16 protein-coding genes are annotated in these 17,661 nt (G+C 69.5%); 9 read left to right on the forward strand and 7 right to left on the reverse strand.

Going from position 1 to position 17,661, the window contains the following annotated elements; genetic code table 11:
* From ACK4HL_RS16255 to ACK4HL_RS16265, 3 genes are all read right to left on the reverse strand, one after another.
* Positions 1–828 carry an ATP-binding cassette domain-containing protein gene (locus ACK4HL_RS16255; RefSeq protein WP_409762307.1) on the reverse strand — a complete coding sequence of 276 codons (828 nt, stop codon included), beginning with the start codon at positions 826–828 and terminating at the stop codon, positions 1–3.
* 11 nt (positions 829–839) lie between these two features.
* Complete coding sequence (locus tag ACK4HL_RS16260; RefSeq protein WP_409762352.1) at positions 840–2,186, reverse strand: sugar ABC transporter permease; 1,347 nt, start codon at positions 2,184–2,186, stop codon at positions 840–842.
* 134 nt (positions 2,187–2,320) lie between these two features.
* Complete coding sequence (locus ACK4HL_RS16265; protein WP_409762310.1) at positions 2,321–3,367, reverse strand: substrate-binding domain-containing protein; 1,047 nt, start codon at positions 3,365–3,367, stop codon at positions 2,321–2,323.
* 219 nt (positions 3,368–3,586) lie between these two features.
* Here ACK4HL_RS16265 and ACK4HL_RS16270 point away from each other — a divergent pair, with 219 nt between their 5' ends.
* The 7 genes from ACK4HL_RS16270 (at position 3,587) to ACK4HL_RS16300 (ending at position 11,899) form a co-directional block, all read left to right on the forward strand.
* Positions 3,587–4,843 carry an ROK family protein gene (locus ACK4HL_RS16270; protein ID WP_409762313.1) on the forward strand — a complete coding sequence of 419 codons (1,257 nt, stop codon included), beginning with the start codon at positions 3,587–3,589 and terminating at the stop codon, positions 4,841–4,843.
* Positions 4,840–6,165, forward strand: coding sequence for a vanadium-dependent haloperoxidase (locus tag ACK4HL_RS16275; protein ID WP_409762316.1), 1,326 nt, complete (start codon positions 4,840–4,842; stop codon positions 6,163–6,165). The genes ACK4HL_RS16270 and ACK4HL_RS16275 overlap by 4 nt, the downstream gene beginning before the upstream one ends.
* Positions 6,162–7,757, forward strand: a complete 1,596-nt coding sequence (locus ACK4HL_RS16280; protein ID WP_409762319.1) for a CRTAC1 family protein — start codon at positions 6,162–6,164, stop codon at positions 7,755–7,757. The genes ACK4HL_RS16275 and ACK4HL_RS16280 overlap by 4 nt, the downstream gene beginning before the upstream one ends.
* Before the next feature lie 99 nt (positions 7,758–7,856).
* The gene (locus ACK4HL_RS16285; protein ID WP_409762322.1) at positions 7,857–9,050 is read left to right on the forward strand and encodes an ABC transporter substrate-binding protein; all 1,194 of its coding nucleotides are present in this window, start codon (positions 7,857–7,859) and stop codon (positions 9,048–9,050) included.
* Positions 9,047–10,654, forward strand: a complete 1,608-nt coding sequence (locus tag ACK4HL_RS16290) for a hypothetical protein (protein WP_409762325.1) — start codon at positions 9,047–9,049, stop codon at positions 10,652–10,654. Before ACK4HL_RS16285 ends, ACK4HL_RS16290 begins: the two co-directional genes overlap by 4 nt.
* Complete coding sequence (locus ACK4HL_RS16295) at positions 10,645–11,289, forward strand: ATP-binding cassette domain-containing protein (protein ID WP_409762328.1); 645 nt, start codon at positions 10,645–10,647, stop codon at positions 11,287–11,289. Before ACK4HL_RS16290 ends, ACK4HL_RS16295 begins: the two co-directional genes overlap by 10 nt.
* Positions 11,282–11,899 (forward strand): CDP-alcohol phosphatidyltransferase family protein, encoded by a 618-nt coding sequence (locus tag ACK4HL_RS16300; RefSeq protein WP_409762331.1) that lies wholly within the window; start codon positions 11,282–11,284, stop codon positions 11,897–11,899. Before ACK4HL_RS16295 ends, ACK4HL_RS16300 begins: the two co-directional genes overlap by 8 nt.
* Here the strand turns inward: ACK4HL_RS16300 and ACK4HL_RS16305 are convergent.
* The gene (locus ACK4HL_RS16305) at positions 11,859–12,737 is read right to left on the reverse strand and encodes a DMT family transporter (RefSeq protein ID WP_409762334.1); all 879 of its coding nucleotides are present in this window, start codon (positions 12,735–12,737) and stop codon (positions 11,859–11,861) included. The genes ACK4HL_RS16300 and ACK4HL_RS16305 overlap by 41 nt on opposite strands.
* A gap of 332 nt (positions 12,738–13,069) precedes the next feature.
* On the opposite strand from ACK4HL_RS16305, the gene ACK4HL_RS16310 reads away from it, so the two are divergent.
* Together ACK4HL_RS16310 and ACK4HL_RS16315 are read left to right on the forward strand one after the other, a co-directional pair.
* Positions 13,070–14,206, forward strand: coding sequence for a type III PLP-dependent enzyme (locus ACK4HL_RS16310; protein ID WP_409762337.1), 1,137 nt, complete (start codon positions 13,070–13,072; stop codon positions 14,204–14,206).
* 93 nt (positions 14,207–14,299) lie between these two features.
* Positions 14,300–14,827, forward strand: coding sequence for a GNAT family N-acetyltransferase (locus ACK4HL_RS16315; protein WP_409762340.1), 528 nt, complete (start codon positions 14,300–14,302; stop codon positions 14,825–14,827).
* Here ACK4HL_RS16315 and ACK4HL_RS16320 read toward each other — a convergent pair.
* The 3 genes from ACK4HL_RS16320 to ACK4HL_RS16330 form a co-directional block, all read right to left on the reverse strand.
* Complete coding sequence (locus ACK4HL_RS16320) at positions 14,824–16,257, reverse strand: FGGY family carbohydrate kinase (protein ID WP_409762343.1); 1,434 nt, start codon at positions 16,255–16,257, stop codon at positions 14,824–14,826. The two genes, ACK4HL_RS16315 and ACK4HL_RS16320, sit on opposite strands and share 4 nt — an antisense overlap.
* Entirely contained in the window at positions 16,254–17,129 is an 876-nt protein-coding gene (locus ACK4HL_RS16325) for an NAD(P)/FAD-dependent oxidoreductase (RefSeq protein WP_409762346.1), read from the reverse strand. Before ACK4HL_RS16325 ends, ACK4HL_RS16320 begins: the two co-directional genes overlap by 4 nt.
* On the reverse strand, positions 17,113–17,661 hold a 549-nt coding region (locus tag ACK4HL_RS16330), incomplete at its 5' end, for a (2Fe-2S)-binding protein (protein ID WP_409762349.1). The genes ACK4HL_RS16325 and ACK4HL_RS16330, both read right to left, overlap by 17 nt.

Raw genomic sequence — 17,661 nt, forward strand, 5'->3', positions numbered from 1 at the left:
TCAGGCGGCCGCGGTCTGCAGGGCGCCGGGCCCGGGGATGGCGCCGGGCGGGCACTTGCCGGCGATGATCATGCCGAGGACCTCGTCATGGTCGACGTCGCTGGTCAGCGCCGTTCCCACCACGCGGCCGTTCTTCATCACGGTCAGCCGGTCGGCGAGGTCGAAGACGTCGTGGATGTCGTGGCTGATCAGGAAGATGCCGATTCCCTCCGCCTTGAGCTGCTTGATGAGCTCGCCCACCTGGGCCGTCTCCTGCGGGCCCAGCGCCGCCGTCGGCTCGTCCATGATGAGGATGCGGGCGTTGAAGTGGATGGCGCGGGCGATCGCCACGGACTGCCGCTGACCGCCCGAGAGCGCCTTCACCGGTTCCTTGAAGCGGCGAAAATTGGGGTTGAGGCGGCCCATCACCTTGCGGCACTCGGATTCCATCGCGGCATCGTCGAGCGTACCCCAGCTGGTGCGGAGCTCGCGCCCGAGATAGAGATTGGCCGCAGCGTCCACGTTGTCGGCGAGCGCCAGCGTCTGGTAGATCGTCTCGATGCCGAGCGCCTTGGCGTCGCGCGGGTTCGAGATCTCCACCTTCTCGCCATTGATGAAGATCTCGCCGTGGTCACGCTTGTAGGCGCCGGAGAGAATCTTGATGAGGGTGGACTTGCCGGCGCCGTTGTGGCCGAGCAGCCCCACCACCTCGCCGGGGTAGAGGTCGACCGAGGCGTGGTCCACCGCCTTGATGCCGCCGAAGGCGATCGAGATGTCCTTCATCTCGATCAGCGGCGGGCCCTTCCGCTCCACGCGGGTGGGGTGCTTGTGCGGGTGCTTCGCTGTCATCTCTTCCTCCCTCACTTCACGCGGCGCCGGTAGACCTGGTCGACGAAGACGGCGAAGACCAGCACGCAGCCCACCACCATGTCCTTGGTGGCGGACTCGAAATTGAGCAGCGTCATGCCGGACTGCAGCGACTGCATGACGAGGGCGCCGAGCATGGCGCCGTAGATGGTGCCGAGGCCGCCCGCCAGCGAGGTGCCGCCGATCACCGCGGCGGCGATCACGTAGAGCTCGTCGAACTGGCCCAAGGCATTGGTGGCGGAGTCGAGGCGGGCGGAGGAGATCGAGGCCGAGATGGCGGCGAGCGTTCCCATCAGCGAGAAGACCATCACCGTGATCTTGCGTGTGTTGATGCCGGCGAGCTCGGCGGCTTCCGGGTTGCCGCCGATCGCGTAGATGTAACGGCCGAAGCGGGTGCGGTTTGCGAGGAAGGTCATGCCGATGCCGACGCCCAGCGCGATCAGCACCGGGATCGAGTAGCCGAAGGCGATGTCGAGACCTTCGGGAGGCACCGTGGCGCCCGTCTGCTGCGCCCAGCGGTCCACCACGCCTTTCGGCCAGTAATAGGAATTGACGAGCCAGGTGGCACCCAGCACCACGAGGCAGCCGGCGCCGGCGAGAACGTATTCCGCCCACATGGGGCGCAGGGCGAAATGGAAGCGCTTCCTCTGCTTCCTGCCGTGCCAGATCAGCGCCACGATGGCGGCACAGATCGCGAGGCCGAGAATCCAGCTCGCGGTGGCGCCGATCGAGCCGGGCGTGATGCCGGAGATGCCTCCGCCGATGAGCTTGAAGTTCTTGTCCATGGGGGCGACGGTTTCGCCGCGGATCACCGACCAGGCGGCGCCGCGCCAGACGATGAGGCCGCCCAGCGTCACGATGAAGGAGGGAATGCCGAAATAGGCGATGAGGGTGCCGTGCAGCGCGCCGATCGCCGCGCCGATGGCAAGGCCGAGAACCAAGGTCACGATCCAGATCGAAGGGTGCCCCACGCCGAGCGCGGGGCCGAGCCAATAGACCTGCATGGTGCCGATGCAGACGGCGGTGAAGCCGAGGATCGAGCCCACTGAAAGGTCGATGTGGCGCATCACGATGATCAGCACCATGCCGGTGGTCATCACCGCGATGGAGGAGGTCTGGACGAGCAGGATCCACAGGTTGCGGGGCGTGAGGAAGCTGCCGCCGAACAGGCCCTCGCCGCCTCGCAGCAGGCCGCTGTAGATGTCGAAGCCGATCCAGATGACGAGCAGGGCGCCGATCATGCCGAGCATGCGCGAGTCGATCTCGGTGGCGCGCAGGAAGCGCGTCAGCGCGCCCTCCTGGGCCAGCGCCGGATTGTGGGTATTGTCGATTGCTGCCATCGGGATCTCCCCATCCTGGATGCCGGTCAGGCGTGGCGCTTCTTCCTGGCGCTTCCGCCTCATGAAAACCGCGCCACCCACGAGGGGGAGGCGCGGTCATGATGTTTCAAGTACCGCCCGAGATCAACGGCGGATCAGTTGCAGGCGGCGACGGCACCCGCAGCCACGCCGGCGCAGACCTCTTCCTTGGTCACCCAGCCCGCGTCGATCACGTCGTTGAGGTTGTCGCGGGTGATGGGGTTCGGCGGGATCAGCACGGCGTTCACCTCGACGCCCTTCGCACCGCCCGAGAACTTGCCGACGCCGGGGATCTCGGTGAGGGCCTTGCCGTCGGCGATCATGTTGGCGAATTCGGCGGCCTTCTGGCCGAGCACGCGCGAGTCCTTCCAGACCGAGACGAGCTGGGTGCCGAGCGCCACGCGGTTCAGCGCCGCCTTGTCGCCGTCCTGGCCGGTGACCGGCACCGTGCCGGCGAGGCCCTGGGCCTCGAGTGCCGCCACGACGCCGCCCGCCATGCCATCGTTCTCCGAGATCACCGCGTCGACCTTGTTGTCGACCGAGGTCAGGCACTGCTCCATGTTCTTCTGGGCCGCGTCCGGCTTCCAGCCGTCGGTGAAGGTTTCGCAGACGTTCTTGATCTTGCCCGCGTCGATATTGGGCTTCAGCACTTCCATGATGCCCTGGAAGAGGAAGGTGGCGTTGGGATCGCCCTTGTCGCCCTTGATGAAGGCGAAGTTGCCCTCCTGCTTGCCCTTCTCCAGCATGGTCTGGGCCATCAGGCGGCCGACGCCCACATTGTCGAAGGTGACGTAGAGCGCATCCGGGTGCTCGACGAGAACGTCATAGGAGATCATCTTCACGCCGGCATCGGCCGCGGCCTGGAAGGCGGGCAGGATCGCATCCGAGTCGAAGGCGACGACGAGGATGACGTTGCAGCCCTGCGTGATCAGGCCCTCGATGTCTGCCTGCTGCTTGGCGGCGGAGCCCTGGGCGTCCGCCGAGGCGTATTTGTTGCCGGCCGCCTCGACGACGGCCTTGATCGCCGCCTCGTCGGTCTTCCAGCGCTCTTCCTGGAAGGTCTTCCAGGACACGCAGATGTTCTTGCCCTCGGCCTGCGCCGACAGCGACGAGAGGCCGAGCACGAGCGCCCCGGCCGCCACGGTCAGAAACTTGCGATACATTCGTAGGGTCCTCCTCCAAGCCGCGATGGCCCCCGTGAGACGCCTCCCTGAAGCGGCTGTCGCAGCCGTTGCACGGGGTCCTGGGCCATGGACGTTCTGTTGTTTTATTTCGGCGTCCAAAAAAATGTTGCGACAAACTGCAGCATGAGTCAATATGCAAAACCAACAAAAACAAAATAGTGCAGCGCAAAACTTTGCTGCAGTCGCGAAGGGAGGGCCATGCGGGAGAAGGCGGACACCGATCTCGTGCGGCGGCAGAACCGGCTTCTGCTGCTCGAGGCGCTGCGCCAGCACGGACCGCTGGCGCGGGTCGAGATGGGCCGCCACAGCGGGCTCTCGCCTGCCTCCATCACCTCGATCTCCTCGCAGCTGATTGCCGACGGCATCCTGCAGGAAGTCCCGGACGGACAGCAGCACGCTGCTCCGATGCGGCGCGGCCGGCCCATCACCCAGCTCGACATCAATCCCCGCGCCGCCCACGTGGTGGCGGTGAAGATCTCGATCGACGGCATCGAGATGGCGCTGGCAGACGGGCGGGGCGGCATACTGGCGCGCGGCACCTCGCGGATCTCGACCTATGGTGCCGAACCGCAAGCCTTCGGCGCGCGCGTGGCGGAGGAGATCGCCGCGCTCCTCGCGCGGGCGCGCGTACCGGCCAAGCGCGTGGCGCGGATCGGCTTCGCGGTGCAGGGCGTCGCGGATTCCAAGGCCGGCACGGTGGTGTGGAGCCCTGCCTTCCGCACCCGCAACATCCCCGTCTCGGCGGCGGTGCAGGATCGGCTCGGCATCGCCTGCAGCATCGGCAACGACGCCAACATGATCGCCGAGGGCCTGATCGGCTCCGACCGGGCGCGCTATGGCGGAACGGCTGCGGTGGTCTTCATGGGCTACGGCGTCGGCATGGGGCTGATCCTCAACGGCCAGGTCTATCACGGGCCGACGGGTGCTGCCGCCGAGTTCGGCCACATGAACCACCGGCCCGGCGGGCCCATGTGCCGCTGCGGCCGGCGCGGCTGCGTCGAGGCCTATGTCGCCGACTACAGCCTGCTGCGCTGGGCCTCCGGCGCGGCCGAGACGCAGGCCCCCTCCTTCAACGCCATACCCGAGCAGGAGATGCTGGCCCTCGAACAGGCGGCGCGGGCGGGCGACCCGCGCGCCAAGGGCGCTTATGCCGCGGCGGGCGAGGCGCTGGGCTTCGGGCTGGCGCGGCTCATCGCCATCCTCACGCCCAGCCGCATCGTGCTGGCGGGGCCCGGCACCCGCGCCATGGAACTGATCGCGCCCCACCTCAGGAAGGCGCTCGAGGAGGGTGTGGTCGACGAGCTCCGCCGCAACGTGGAGATCGAGACGGTGCCGATCGGCATGGACATGATCATCAAGGGCACGATCGACGGGGCGCTGCGCCATGTCGACCGCGAGATCTTCGCCCATGGTCCCTTCGGGCGCCGGGCGCGTGTGGCGGAGAGCATCGCATGAGACTGTCGCGGCGGGAGGCACTCCTCGGGGCGGCGGCGCTGGCGCTGTTCAAGCGCGCGGCTGCTCCCGCGGCAGCCTCCGGTGCCGCCTCCGGCGCGGCGCTCAGGCAGTGGTACAGGCTCGTCCTGCGCCTCGTCCGGCACACCGCCACCTATTCGCCGCCGGTGGCGAGCCGCGCCTTCGCCTATCTCGGCGTCGCCGCCTACGAGGCGGTGGCCTCGGGCTCGCCAGGTCTCGCCTCGCTCGCCGGGCAGCTCAACGGCCTGACCAGCCTTCCCGTCCGCCCGGCGGGCGCTGCCCATGACGACGCGGTGATCGTCCATTGCGTGCTCGCCTCCGCCGTCAAGGCCTTCTTCGGCAATACCGGCCCCACCGGGCAGCGCGTGCTCACGGCGAGCGAGAAGAAGCTGAAGGCGGAGGCCGCACGCGGCGTTCCGGCGGAGGTCACCGCACAGAGCATCGCCTATGCGGAGGCGCTCAGCGCGGCGATCCTCGCCTGGTCGGAAGGCGATGGCGGCGCGGTGATCGAGAACATGGGATTTCCCATGGACTATCCGCTGACGCCCGGCCCCGCGCGCTGGGTGCCGACGAGCGCCATCCGCCAGCAGCAGGCGCCGCTTCTTCCCGGCTGGGGCAGGAACCGCAGCTTCGCCATGCCGAGCGGTTCGGCCTGCCCGGTGCCGCCGCCGCCCGCCTACAGCGAAGAGCCCTCCTCCGCCTTCTACCGCGAGGCGCTCGAGGTGCGCGAGGCCGTGCTGAAGCTCACCCCCGAGCAGGAGGAGATCGCGCGGTTCTGGTCGGACGACCCGATGCTCTCGCCCACGCCGGGAGGCCACTGGATCGCGATCGCGCTCGACCTCCTCGAAGCGGAGAAGGCCGATCTCGCGCGCACGTCCGAGGTGCTGATGCGGCTCGGCGTCGCCGTGGCGGACGCCTTCATCGCATGCTGGAACAGCAAGTTCGAGCATGACCTGCTGCGGCCGGTGACCTACATCCGCCGCGTGATCGACCCCGCATGGGAGCCGCTCCTCATCACCCCGCCCTTCCCGGAATACCCGAGCGGGCACAGCACGCAGTCCGGTGCCGCGGCAGCGGTGCTCGGCGCGGCCTTCGGGGAGACCTTCGCCTTCACCGACCGCACGCATGTGCGCGACGGGCTGAAGCCGCGCCGCTTCGCGAGCTTCGCGGCGGCGGCCGAAGAGGCCGGCATCTCACGGCTCTACGGCGGCATCCACTTCCGTTCCGCCATCGTGCGCGGCCTCGAGCAGGGCCGCTGCGTGGCGGCGCATGCGCTGAAGCTGCGCAGCCGGGGAGCGACATGAAAATTCTCCTGTCCACTCTCGCGGCACTGGGGCTCACGCTGCCCGCCGCCGCAGCACCGGTCACGCCGCGCTTCGTGGAGGAAACGGCAAGCGCCGGCATCGACAGCGTCTATGCCGGGGAATGGCAATACATGGTGGGCGGCGGGGCCGCCGTGTTCGATTGCAACGGCGACGGCTTCGAAGACGTGCTGATCGCCGGAGGGGAGAATCCCGCCACCTTCTATGTGAACCGCAGCGCGCGCGGCGGGCCCCTTTCCTTCGCCAGGCGTGAGAGCGGGCTCGAGTTCGGCGCCGTGACCGGCGCCTACCCGCTCGATATCGACGGCGACGGCAGAATGGACCTCGTCGTCCTGCGCGTCGGCGAGAACATCGTGATGCGCGGGGAAGGCGATTGCCGCTTCACGCGCGCCAACGAGGCCTGGGGCTTCGATGGCGGCGACGGCTGGTCCACCGCATTTGCCGCGACCTGGGAAGAGGGGCAGCACTGGCCCACCCTCGCCATCGGCAACTACATCGACCGCAACGAGGAGCTCGAGCCCTGGGGCTCCTGCACGGCGAACTGGCTGCACCGGCCTGAGGCGGGGGAGAAGGGGTTCGCGCCGCCTGTGACGCTGGCACCCAGTCACTGTCCGCTTTCCATGCTGTTCACCGACTGGAGCAACTCGGGCGAGGCCGATCTCCGCGTCTCGAACGACCGCGAATACTACGAGGGCGGGCAGGAGCAGATGTGGCGGATCTCGCCCGGCAAGCCGCCGGCGCTCTACACCAGGGAGGAAGGCTGGCGATATCTCCGGATCTGGGGCATGGGCCTCGCGGGCCACGACCTCGACGGCGACGGCTACCAGGAATATTTCCTCACGAGCATGGCCGACAACAAGCTGCAGACGCTGGCGAAGCCGCCGAAGGACGCCTCGCGCCCCCGCCCCGACTACAAGGACATCGCCTTCGCCAAGGGCGTGACCGCGCACCGGCCCTTCATGGGAGAGGACCTCAAGCCCTCGACGGCCTGGCACACGGAGTTCGAGGACGTGAACAACGACGGCCGCGCCGATCTCTTCATCGCCAAGGGCAATGTGGACGAGATGCCGGACTTCGCCATCGCCGACCCCAACAACCTCCTCGTCCAGCAAGAGGACGGCCGCTTCGCCGAGGGGGCGGACCAGGCGGGGGTGGCCAGCACGCGGATGTCGCGCGGCGGAGCGCTCGCCGATTTCAACCTCGACGGCCGCGTGGACCTGCTCGTCGTGAACCGGCGCGAGACGGCGCAGGTCTGGCGCAACGTGACGGAGCCAGCCGGGAACTGGCTCATGCTGCGGCTCGCCGCCGGGGCTCCCAACGCGGACGCCGTCGGCGCCTTCATCGAGGTGAAGGCGGGCGGCCGGGCGGAGCGACGCGAGATCACCGCCGGCGGAGGCCATGTCTCGGGGCAGATGGGCTGGGTGCATTTCGGGCTGGGCGAGGCTCCGGAGGCGCAGGTCCGCGTGCGCTGGCCGGGCGGCGGCTGGAGCAAGCCGCTCGGCGTGAAGGCCAATGGCTTCGTGCTGGTCAGGCCCGGCGTTTCGGCGGTGGAGAGCTGGGCGCCGCCACGCTGAAGGTCGTTCACGGGAAGCTGATGCCCGGTGGAGGCGCCGTGATTTCCTTTTGCGGGGAACACGCTTAAGACGAGCGGCAGAGACGGAGAGCCCCGAGACATGCCTTTCGCCATAACCCGCCGCAGCCTTCTTGGCCTGATCGGCCTCGCGCCGTTCCGGACGGCGGCAAGGGCCGAAGGGGCGTGGCAGGCGATCATGAAGGAGGCGCGCGGCCAGGCCGTCTACTTCAACGCCTGGGCGGGCTCGCCGCAGGTCAACGGCTACATCGCCTGGGCCGCGGACGTGCTGAAGGCGCGCCACGGCATCACGCTCATTCACGTGAAGCTTGCCGACACCGCGGAAGCGGTGCGCAGGGTGCGCGAGGAGGTGAGGGCGGCAAGCCCCGGCAGCGCCGACCTCATCTGGATCAACGGCGAGAACTTCCGGGCGATGAAGCAGGAGAAGCTGCTCTTCGGGCCCTTCGCCGAAACCCTGCCCAACTTCGCGCTCGTCGACACCGCGGGAAAGCCGACGACGCGGATCGACTTCGCGGAGCCGACCGAAGGCCTCGAATCGCCCTGGGGCATGGCGCAGCTCACATTCTTCGGCGATGGCGCGAGGCTCGGGGCGCCGCCCCTCTCCATGCCGGCGCTGCTCGGCTTCGCGCGCGACAATCCCGGCCGCTGCAGCTATCCGGCACCGCCGGACTTCCACGGCACTACCTTCGTGAAGCAGGTGCTGGCCGAGACGATCCGCGAGCCGTCGCTGCTGCGCCTGAGCATCGGCAAGGCTGAGTTCGCGGACGCCGCGAAGCCGCTCTTCGATTTCCTCGATGCGCTCCACCCGCACCTCTGGCGCGAAGGGCGGCAGTTCCCGCTGTCGCAAGCGCAGCTCACCCAGATGCTGGCCGACGGGGAGGTGGAGGTGGGGATCACCTTCAACCCGAACGAGCCCGCCAATCTCGTCGCGGCGGGGACGCTGCCCCGGACGACCATCGCCTGGCAGCATGCCGGCGGCACCATCGGCAATACGCATTTCCTCGCCATCCCCGTCAATGCGCGGGCGAAGGCCGCGGCACAGGTTGCCGCCGATTTCCTGCTCTCGCCCGAGGCGCAGGCGCGCAAGGCCGATCTCGCCATCTGGGGCGATCCCACCGTGCTCGACCTCGCGAAGCTCACGGCCGAGGAGCGGGCGCTGTTCGGAAGCGGCGATGCGCCGGGGGCGGTGCGCCATCCCGCACCGGCCATACCAGAGCCGCACGGCAGCTGGGTTTCCCTCATCGAGGCGGCATGGCTCGAACGCTACGGCGCATGAGGAGGAGCCTGGGCGCGCTGCCGCTCGCCGTGCTGTGGGGCGGGCCTGTGGTGCTGGCCCTGCCCTTCCTGATCCTGCCCGCGCTCGACGGGGAAGCCTGGCAGCTGCTCCTTGCGCACCCGCAGCTCGCTCCCGGCCTCGCGCTGTCGCTCGCCACGGGTGCGGCCGCGACGCTGCTGGCGCTCGCTGCATCGCTCCTCCTGCTGGCCGGGCTCCATGGCTCCGGCGCCCGGCGCAGCTTCGAGGCCGCTTCCGCGGCAGGCCTGGCGCTGCCGCATCTCGCCTTCGCCATCGGAGCGGGCTTCCTCATCATGCCCTCGGGGCTTTTGGCACGGATTTTCGTGGGCGGGGGAGAACCCCCCTCGTGGATCAGCGTGCAGGACCCGTGGGGCCTGTCGCTCACCCTCGGCCTCGCCCTGAAGGAGATTCCCTTCCTCACCACGGCGGCCTTCGCCACACTGAAGCGCGGGGAGCATGCAGGCGCGCTCGAGGCCCAGTGCCGCGCAGCCCGGAGCCTCGGCCACGGGCCGGGCTCGGCCTTCCTGCGCGTGGTGCTGCCGCAGCTTCTCAGGCAATTGCGCTGGCCCATCCTCGCCGTCTTCACCTATGGCGCGACGGTCGTCGACATGGCGCTGGTGCTCGGCCCCACCCAGCCGCCGACGATGTCCGTGGTGATCTGGCATGCGCTCAACGATGCGGAGCCGGCGCAGAACCGCATGGGGCTTGTCGGCGCGCTGCTTCTCACCGCTGCGCTCGCCCTCGCAGCCGGTGCGGCGGCGGCGATGCTGGCCGCGCTGCGCCGGCCGCTGCGGCGCTTCCTCACCGGCGGGCCTTCGGCTCTCGGCCTGCCGCGCCGGCAGGCCATGTCTCTCGGCCTGGCGCTTGCCGCCGTATTCGCGCTCTCGGTCGTGATGCTGCTCATGCTCTCGGTTGCGCCGCGCTGGCCCTATCCGGCGCTGCTGCCCCCGGGCTTCAGCGGCGCAGCGTGGGAGACGCTCGCGGCCTCGCCGAACCCGCTGTGGCTCAGCCTCGGGCTGGGGCTGGCGACATCGACTTCAGCCATCGTCATTGCCATCCTGTGGTTCGAGACGCAGCCGCCCGCGCGGGACCGCTGGGTGGTGGGGCTGGCGCTCGCCTCGCTGGCGCTGCCGCAACTCGCGCTCGCCGCCGGGCAATACCGGCTGCTCCTCGGCCTCCATCTCAGCGGCACCCTGGCGGGCCTGTTCCTCGCTCATCTGACGCCGGCGGCGGCCTATGTGGTGCTCGTGCTCTCGGGCCCCTATCGCGGCTTCGACATGCGCTACATGGCAGCGGCGCGGGCGCTTTCCGCCTCTAGCCTGAGGGCCTGGCTCAGCGTCAAGGCGCCGCTCCTCAAGGCGCCGCTCCTCACCGCGGGGGCCATCGGATTCGCGGTGTCGATGGCGCAATTCGTGCCCGCGCAGCTCGTGGCCGCCGGGCGCCATTCCACGGTGCCGATGGAGGCGGTGACCTTGTCGGCGGGAGGTTCGCGGCCGCTCACCGCCGCCTTTGCGCTGGCGCTTGCCGCGCCGCCGCTCGCAGCCTTCCTCCTCGCCGCACTGCTGGGGAAGCCCAGATGGCGCTGAGGCTCGAGGCCGTGTCGATCGCGCGCGACGGGCACACGCTCATCGCGCCCTTCTCGCTCGCCATCGCGCCCGGCGAGATCGTAACGCTGATGGGGCGGAGCGGGGCGGGAAAGTCGACGCTCCTCTCCTTCATCGCGGGCGACATCGACGAGGCCTTCGTGGCCTCGGGCTCCGTCTTCCTCGATGGCGAGCGGCTGGACGGGCTGCTCCCCGAAAGGCGCCGGATCGGCAGGCTGTTCCAGGACGACCTGCTGTTTCCCCACCTCACCGTCGGCGAGAACCTGCTCTTCGGCATGGCCCCCGGGCCACGGGCGGAACGGCTGAAGCGCGTGGACGAGGCGCTCGCCGCGGCGGAACTCGGCGGCATGGCGGAGAGGCCCCCCGCCACGCTCTCGGGCGGGCAGCGCGCGCGCGTGGCGCTGCTGCGCGCCCTTCTCGCCGAGCCTCGCGCCATGCTGCTCGACGAGCCCTTCAACAAGCTCGACCAGGAACTTCGCGCCGCGATGCGCGGCTTCGTGTTCGGCCACATCGTGGAGCGCAACATTCCCTGCCTGATGGTGACGCATGATGCGGCGGACGTGCCCGAGGGCGGGCGCGTGCTGCTGATCGAGAACGGCGAGGTGCGGCATGCTTGACCGGATGGCGCTGAAGCTCTTCCGGCCACTCATCGAGCGCGCGGCGCAGAACCTCGCCGCGCGCGGGCTGACGGCGGACCAGGCGAGCTTCATCGGCTTCGCCTTCGGTATGCTTGCGGCGCTTCTCATCGCGCTCGGCGAGCCATGGGCCGCGATCCTTCCGCTGCTGGCCAACCGCGCCCTCGACGGCGTCGACGGAGCGCTGGCGCGGCTCACGCGGGCCAGCGAGCGCGGCGCCTTCCTCGACATCTCGCTCGACTTCGTGTTCTACGGCGCCGTGCCGCTCGCCTTCGCGCTCGCCGCGCCGCAAGACAATGCGCTCGCCGCCTCCGTGCTGCTCGCGGCTTTTCTCGGCACCGGCACGAGCTTCCTCGCCTTCGCCATCATCGCCGAGAAGCGGGGATTGAGGAGCACGGCCTATCCGAACAAGTCTTTCTACTACCTGGGCGGGCTCACCGAGGGCACGGAGACCGTGTTGTGCTTCCTTGCCATGTGCCTGTGGCCGCAGCATTTCGCCCTGATCGCGCTCGTCTATGCGGCGATGTGCGCGGTGACGGTGGTGACGCGCCTCATCGCCGGCTGGAAGATGTTCGGCGGCGCTCGCTCATGAAGCTCGCCGCCACGGCAGCGAGCACCAGGAGAAGCGCTCCCGCGTCGCTCCAGGTCACCGGCTGGGACAGCACCAGCGCGATCAGGGCGGTGGAGGCCACCGGCTCCATGAAGCTCATGGAGGCGAGCAGCACGGGATCGCCATAGCGGGTGGCGACATCCCAGAGGTGGTTGGCGAGCCCGACCGTCAGCATTCCGACGACCGCCAGCCGCAGGAACTCGCCCGGCGGTGGAAGGCTGAGGCCCTCGAGGGTGAGCGCCAGCACCCAGGCGACGAGACAGGAGAGTGCCGCGAAGTGCAGCATGGCATCGCGCGGGCCTGGCGGCACCCTGGTCCTCAGCGCCGAGAGCGCCGCCCAGCACACGGCACCCAGAAGTGCGGGCAGCACCGCCCAGTCGACCGCAAGGCTCCGGCCCCTGGTGACGAGCAGCACGACGCCGGCGAAGCCCACGGCCATCGCCAGCCCGTCGAGCCAGCCGGGCCGCGCCACGCCGAAAACCGCGATGAAGAGCGCCATGAACACCGGCCAGGACAGGGCCGCGATGTTGACGGCGACGGGCTCGCCCCCGAGGCTCAGCGACACCACGTAAAGGATGTTGCTGCCGAAGAGGCCGATGAAGCCGAGCGCCAGCGTGGGCAGCGGCATGGGCAGCAGGCCGCGCAAGCCCTCGCCGCGCGCGAGGCGCCAGAGCAGCAGCGTCGCCACGGCGAAGCTGAAGACGATCGCCATGGAGAGGAAGGGGCCCGTCTCGCGCTCCGCGGCGAGCAGCACGCCGTAGACCGACCACGCGGCGATCGCCAGCGCCCCGAAGAAGGTTCCGCGGGCTCTCGTCACCATGTCTCAACCATCCGCAAAATAATCCCCTCCCTCCCCGGAAAATTCTTGAATCGACTCGCGAAGTGAATCATATACCGCGCGCCCAGAGTCGCACGTGCCTCAAGGATTTCCCCAAAGCAACGACGGTGCGGGCTTTTTGGTCTCTGCCGGCTCCTCCAAAGGCCGGGGTTACTGAGAGGCACCACTATCCTTGCCCCATGTGCGACCGGGGTTTCCCGGTCAAGCCAAGGCGAAACGTCAGTACGAGCCAGCATTTCCACGTCTCCAAAGCGTGGGGAGGTTGTCATCCTACCGGCGAAGGCAACGCATACTTGTTTTCCGGGAGAACCCAGATGGCCGCAACCGCCCGCATCCGCGACTTCCTGCGCGACCGACGCCCCGAAGGCCCCTGCCTCGTCGTCGATCTCGAGGTCATCGCCGAGAACTACCGCGCCTTCACGCGCAGCATGCCCGACACGCGCATCTTCTACGCGGTGAAGGCCAATCCTGCACCCGAGATCCTGAAGCTGCTGGCCTCCATGGGCTCCTGCTTCGACACCGCCTCGGTGCCGGAAATCGAGATGGCTCTCGCCGCGGGCGCCACTCCTGAGCGGATCTCCTTCGGCAACACCATCAAGAAGGAGCGCGACATCGCGCGCGCCCATGCCCTCGGCGTCTCGCTCTATGCGGTCGATTCGGAGGAAGAGGTGGAGAAGGTCGCGCGCGCCGCGCCGGGTGCTCGTGTGTTCTGCCGCATCCTCACGGACGGGGCAGGTGCCGAGTGGCCGCTGTCGCGCAAGTTCGGCTGCGAGCCCGCGATGGCGGTGGAGGTGCTGATGCGCGCCCGCTCGCTTGGCCTCGAGGCCTATGGCATCTCCTTTCACGTCGGCTCGCAGCAGACGAGGCTCGAGGCGTGGGACTCGGCCCTGGCCGAATCGAAGGCGATCTTCGACCGGATGCAGGCCCGCGGCATCACGCTGAAGATGGTGAATCTCGGCGGCGGCTTTCCCACCCGCTACCTCAAGGAGGTGCCGGGCACCGGCGCCTATGCCAACGCCATCCACGATGCGCTGACGAAGCATTTCGGCAACGCGATCCCCGAGACGATCATCGAGCCGGGCCGCGGCATGGTGGGCAATGCGGGTGTCGTCAAGGCGGAGGTGGTGCTGATCTCGAAGAAGCACGCCAACGACAACCACCGCTGGGTCTATCTCGACATCGGCAAGTTCGGCGGCCTCGCCGAGACGATGGACGAGGCGATCCGCTACCCGATCGTGACGGCGAAGGATGCCGACGCCAAGGCACCCTGCGTCGTGGCCGGCCCCACCTGCGACTCGGCCGACGTACTCTACGAGAAGGTGCCTTACGAGCTTCCCGTCACGCTCACGGTGGGCGACGAGGTGCTGATCGAGGCCACGGGCGCCTACACGACGACCTATGCCTCGGTGGCCTTCAACGGCTTCTCGCCGCTCAAGGCCTACGTCATCTGACAATTCCGTCGCCCCCGGCTCTTCGCGCCGGGGGACCAACCCCGCTCTTTGGTTTCCGGCGCGCTCCGCCGGGATGACAGGAAGGCTGTTGCCATGCTCACCATCCGCTCCGAAACCGTCACGGACGCTGCCGCGCGCGAGCGGCTGCTCGACCGCGCCTTCGGCAAGACCCGCCGCCGCAAGACCTCCGAGCGCCTGCGGGAGGGCCGCCTGCCGGCGGAAGGCCTCGCTTTCGCGGCTGTGGACGGCAAGGGCCGGCTCGTCGGCACGCTCCGCCTGTGGGACGTGCTCGCCGGCTCGGCGGGGCCGGCGCTGCTGCTGGGGCCGCTCGCCGTCGACTGCCGCCACCAGGGCAAGGGCATCGGCGCGGCGCTCAGGCAGCGCGCGCTCGCCGAGGTCCGCGCGCGCGGCCATGGCGCCGTCATCCTCGTCGGCGATGCGCCTTATTACGCGCGCTTCGGCTTCGATCATGCGCCCGTGGCGGACCTGCACCTGCCGGGCCCCGTCGAGCGTCATCGCTTCCTCGGCCTCGAGCTCGTCCCCGGTGCCCTCGACGGGGCGGAGGGGCTGGTCGCCGGCTGCGGCGCACGCGCGGCAGAGAGGCAGGCCGCCGCCGCTTAAGGCCCGGCTTCCTTCCAGCCCTTCGCCCTGCGGAGAGCTTCGGCGAAGCGGGAACGGGCGGCCTTGCCCCAACCCGCCGTGGGCTCGATCGCGGTGCGCGGCGCAGGGAGGGGCGGAAGCCGCTCCTCGGCGCCCGCAAGCCCCAGCATCGCCATGCGGGCTGCGCCGAGGCCGGTGAGCTCGCCCGTCGAGGGAACGATCACGCGGCGCTCCAGCACATTGGCGAGGAACGAGAGGAAGTAGGCGTTGCGCGACATGCCGCCGTCGACGGAGATCGTCGCGCCGAGCGGCGCCAGCTCCGCCATGGCAGCGACGACCTCGGCGGCGCGGAGCGCGATCCCCTCCAGCATGCTCTGCATCATGTCCTGCCGGGTGGTGTCGAGGCCGAGGCCGATCCACAGGCCCGCGGCACTGCGGTCCCAGTGCGGGCAGCCGAGGCCGGAGAGGGCCGGCACGAAAGCGAGCTCACGCAGGATGGCGGGCCGGGATGCAAAGCCATCGATCTCGCCGAAGCCTGAGAACAGGCCGAGCTGCCGCGCCCAGTTCACGGCGGAGGCGGCATTGTAGACACCGCCCTCGACGGCGAAGACCGCAGGACCATCGCCCAGCTTCCAGGCGAGCGTCGGCAGGATGCCGAAGCGGCTGCCGTCGAGGCGCTGCCCGCCGGTGAGCGCCAGGGCGAAGGCGCCGGTGCCGAAGGTGATCTTGGCGTCGCCAGGCCTGGCGCAGCCATGGCCGAAGAGTGCGGCCTGCTGGTCGACGAGGCTCGCCGTCACCGGCACGCCGCCGGCCTCGCCGAACTCCCCCGCACTCGGGCGGATCTCGGGGAGGCATTCGACCGGCACGCCGAAGAGCTCGCAGAGCCCAGGGTCCCAGGAGAGGCTGTCGAGCGACATGAGGCTTGTCCGCGAGGCGGTCGTCACGTCGGTCGAGAAGCGGCCGGTGAGGCGGGCGAGGAAGAAGGCATCGCTGGTGCCGAGCCGCAGCCTCCTCTGCCTCAGCAGTCCGCGGGCTTCGGCCACGTTGTCGAGCAGCCAGCGGAGCTTGCTTGCCGAGAAATAGGGATCGAGCGGCAGGCCGGCGATGCGCAGCGTCAGGTCTTCCGAGCCATCCGCCTTCAGCTTCTCCGTGAAGCCGCGCGTGCGGTCGTCCTGCCAGACGATGGCGTTGTGGATGGGGCGGCCCGTGGCGGCGTCCCAGGCGATCACGGTCTCACCCTGGTTGTCGAGGCCGATGCAGCCCGCTCCGGGTGCTGCCGCAATCGCTCCTGCGACATGCGCAAAGAGTTCCTCGGGGTCATGTTCCACCCAGCCCGGGCGGGGATAGATCTGGCGGTGCTCGAAGCTCGCGCCCGCAGCGAGTGTTCCGTCCTCGCCGAGGATCACGGACTTGGTGCCGGTCGTTCCCTGGTCGATGCCGAGCGCTTTCATGACAGGCTCGCGAGGATCAGGTCCGCCGCGTCCCGGCCGTCGCGCCAGCACTGGCCCGAGGTCTTGAGCGGCGCATTGACGTTCCCGGCGGTGAAGACATTGGGCCCTTGGGCGAAGACCGCGCGCTCGGGCACGAAGCGGCCGGTGACGATCACCCCGTCGCAGGCGATGCGGCTGCGGCGTCCCGCGGTTTCGATCTCGACCGCCTCGACCGAATGTGTGCCGATGATTTTGGTGACGCGGCTCGAAAGCAGGACGGGAACGCCATAGACGAGGCGGGCGACGAGATCGCCCGGGCGCGGCGCGCTGATCCGTGGCCCCTCCTCGATCATGGCGACGGGCCTGATGCCGAGGTGCCGGCAGGTGAGGATGGCGGAGAAGGAGACGAGCTCGGTTCCGATGATCACCGGTTTCGAGAAGGGGCGGTGAGCGTGAAGATAGACATGCTGCTGCAGGGCGCCCGTGGTCATCACGCCGGCAGGCCGGCTGCCGCCGATGAAGCGCGCCGCACGCGGCGTCTCTCGCGTGCCGGTGGCGATGAGGATGCGCCGGGCGCGAATCTCGCCGAGGCCGCCGCGATCACGGATGCGCAGAACGCCATCGGCGCTCATGCCGAGCACCGTGGTTCCGGTGCGGATGTCGAGGCCCTCGACGCTGCGGCGGAGTTCTTCGGCAAAGCGCGGCCCGCTCCAGATGCGGCGGTGGCTCTGCCAGCCGAAACCGACATGGCCGCAATGGCGCGGGATGCCGCCCGCCACGGGCTCGCGCTCGATCACCGTCAGCGAGGACATGCCGCGCGCCGCCAGCCGCCGTGCCGCCGAGAGGCCGGCCGGGCCGCCGCCGATGATGACGACGTCACGCTGCTCCATCATGGGTCTCCCGCATCATCGCCAGCACATGGGCCGAGCAGTAGAAGCCCTGGCAGCGCCCCATCATCGCCCGCGTCCGGCGCCTGAGGCCTCCCGCATCGCCGGCCGGCAACGGGCCGGAGAGCGCCGACGCCACCTCTTCGCGCGTCACCAGCTCGCAGTGGCAGACCACCTCGCCGCCTGCCATGTAGGGGCGGGGCAGGTGCTCGGCGAGGTTCGCGACCGGCGTCCACACCGGAGCGGGGGCTGCCGGAAGCGATCCGAAATGCGCGGCATAGAGGCCTTCGACGTGGCGGGCGATCCCCAGCGCCGCAGTGAGACCCGTCGAGCGGATGCCGGCGACGGTGATCCAGTTGCGCTCCGCCAGCGCCCCGATCACGTAGTCCTTGCGCTCTGAGGCGGGCCTCAGCCCGGCATAGATGGCGTTGACGCCCACGCCTTCCAGGGCGGGAAGGATTTCCAGGGCGCGGCTGCGCAGCCGAAAGAGAGGTTCGCCACCACCGGCAGCAATCTCCCACTCCTCCCCACCCCCCTC

Origin of the sequence: Aestuariivirga sp. (assembly GCF_046294715.1) — a bacterium.
GTDB lineage: Bacteria > Pseudomonadota > Alphaproteobacteria > Rhizobiales > Aestuariivirgaceae > Aestuariivirga.

What these genes read in the sequence shown, in the direction of transcription:
- ACK4HL_RS16255 (WP_409762307.1), bottom strand. Translation starts at nt 828, where the DNA reads ATGACAGCGAAGCACCCGCACAAGCACCCCACCCGCGTGGAGCGGAAG.
- ACK4HL_RS16260 (WP_409762352.1), bottom strand. Translation starts at nt 2,186, where the DNA reads ATGGCAGCAATCGACAATACCCACAATCCGGCGCTGGCCCAGGAGGGC.
- ACK4HL_RS16265 (WP_409762310.1), bottom strand. Translation starts at nt 3,367, where the DNA reads ATGTATCGCAAGTTTCTGACCGTGGCGGCCGGGGCGCTCGTGCTCGGC.
- ACK4HL_RS16270 (WP_409762313.1), top strand. Translation starts at nt 3,587, where the DNA reads ATGCGGGAGAAGGCGGACACCGATCTCGTGCGGCGGCAGAACCGGCTT.
- ACK4HL_RS16275 (WP_409762316.1), top strand. Translation starts at nt 4,840, where the DNA reads ATGAGACTGTCGCGGCGGGAGGCACTCCTCGGGGCGGCGGCGCTGGCG.
- ACK4HL_RS16280 (WP_409762319.1), top strand. Translation starts at nt 6,162, where the DNA reads ATGAAAATTCTCCTGTCCACTCTCGCGGCACTGGGGCTCACGCTGCCC.
- ACK4HL_RS16285 (WP_409762322.1), top strand. Translation starts at nt 7,857, where the DNA reads ATGCCTTTCGCCATAACCCGCCGCAGCCTTCTTGGCCTGATCGGCCTC.
- ACK4HL_RS16290 (WP_409762325.1), top strand. Translation starts at nt 9,047, where the DNA reads ATGAGGAGGAGCCTGGGCGCGCTGCCGCTCGCCGTGCTGTGGGGCGGG.
- ACK4HL_RS16295 (WP_409762328.1), top strand. Translation starts at nt 10,645, where the DNA reads ATGGCGCTGAGGCTCGAGGCCGTGTCGATCGCGCGCGACGGGCACACG.
- ACK4HL_RS16300 (WP_409762331.1), top strand. Translation starts at nt 11,282, where the DNA reads ATGCTTGACCGGATGGCGCTGAAGCTCTTCCGGCCACTCATCGAGCGC.
- ACK4HL_RS16305 (WP_409762334.1), bottom strand. Translation starts at nt 12,737, where the DNA reads ATGGTGACGAGAGCCCGCGGAACCTTCTTCGGGGCGCTGGCGATCGCC.
- ACK4HL_RS16310 (WP_409762337.1), top strand. Translation starts at nt 13,070, where the DNA reads ATGGCCGCAACCGCCCGCATCCGCGACTTCCTGCGCGACCGACGCCCC.
- ACK4HL_RS16315 (WP_409762340.1), top strand. Translation starts at nt 14,300, where the DNA reads ATGCTCACCATCCGCTCCGAAACCGTCACGGACGCTGCCGCGCGCGAG.
- ACK4HL_RS16320 (WP_409762343.1), bottom strand. Translation starts at nt 16,257, where the DNA reads ATGAAAGCGCTCGGCATCGACCAGGGAACGACCGGCACCAAGTCCGTG.
- ACK4HL_RS16325 (WP_409762346.1), bottom strand. Translation starts at nt 17,129, where the DNA reads ATGATGGAGCAGCGTGACGTCGTCATCATCGGCGGCGGCCCGGCCGGC.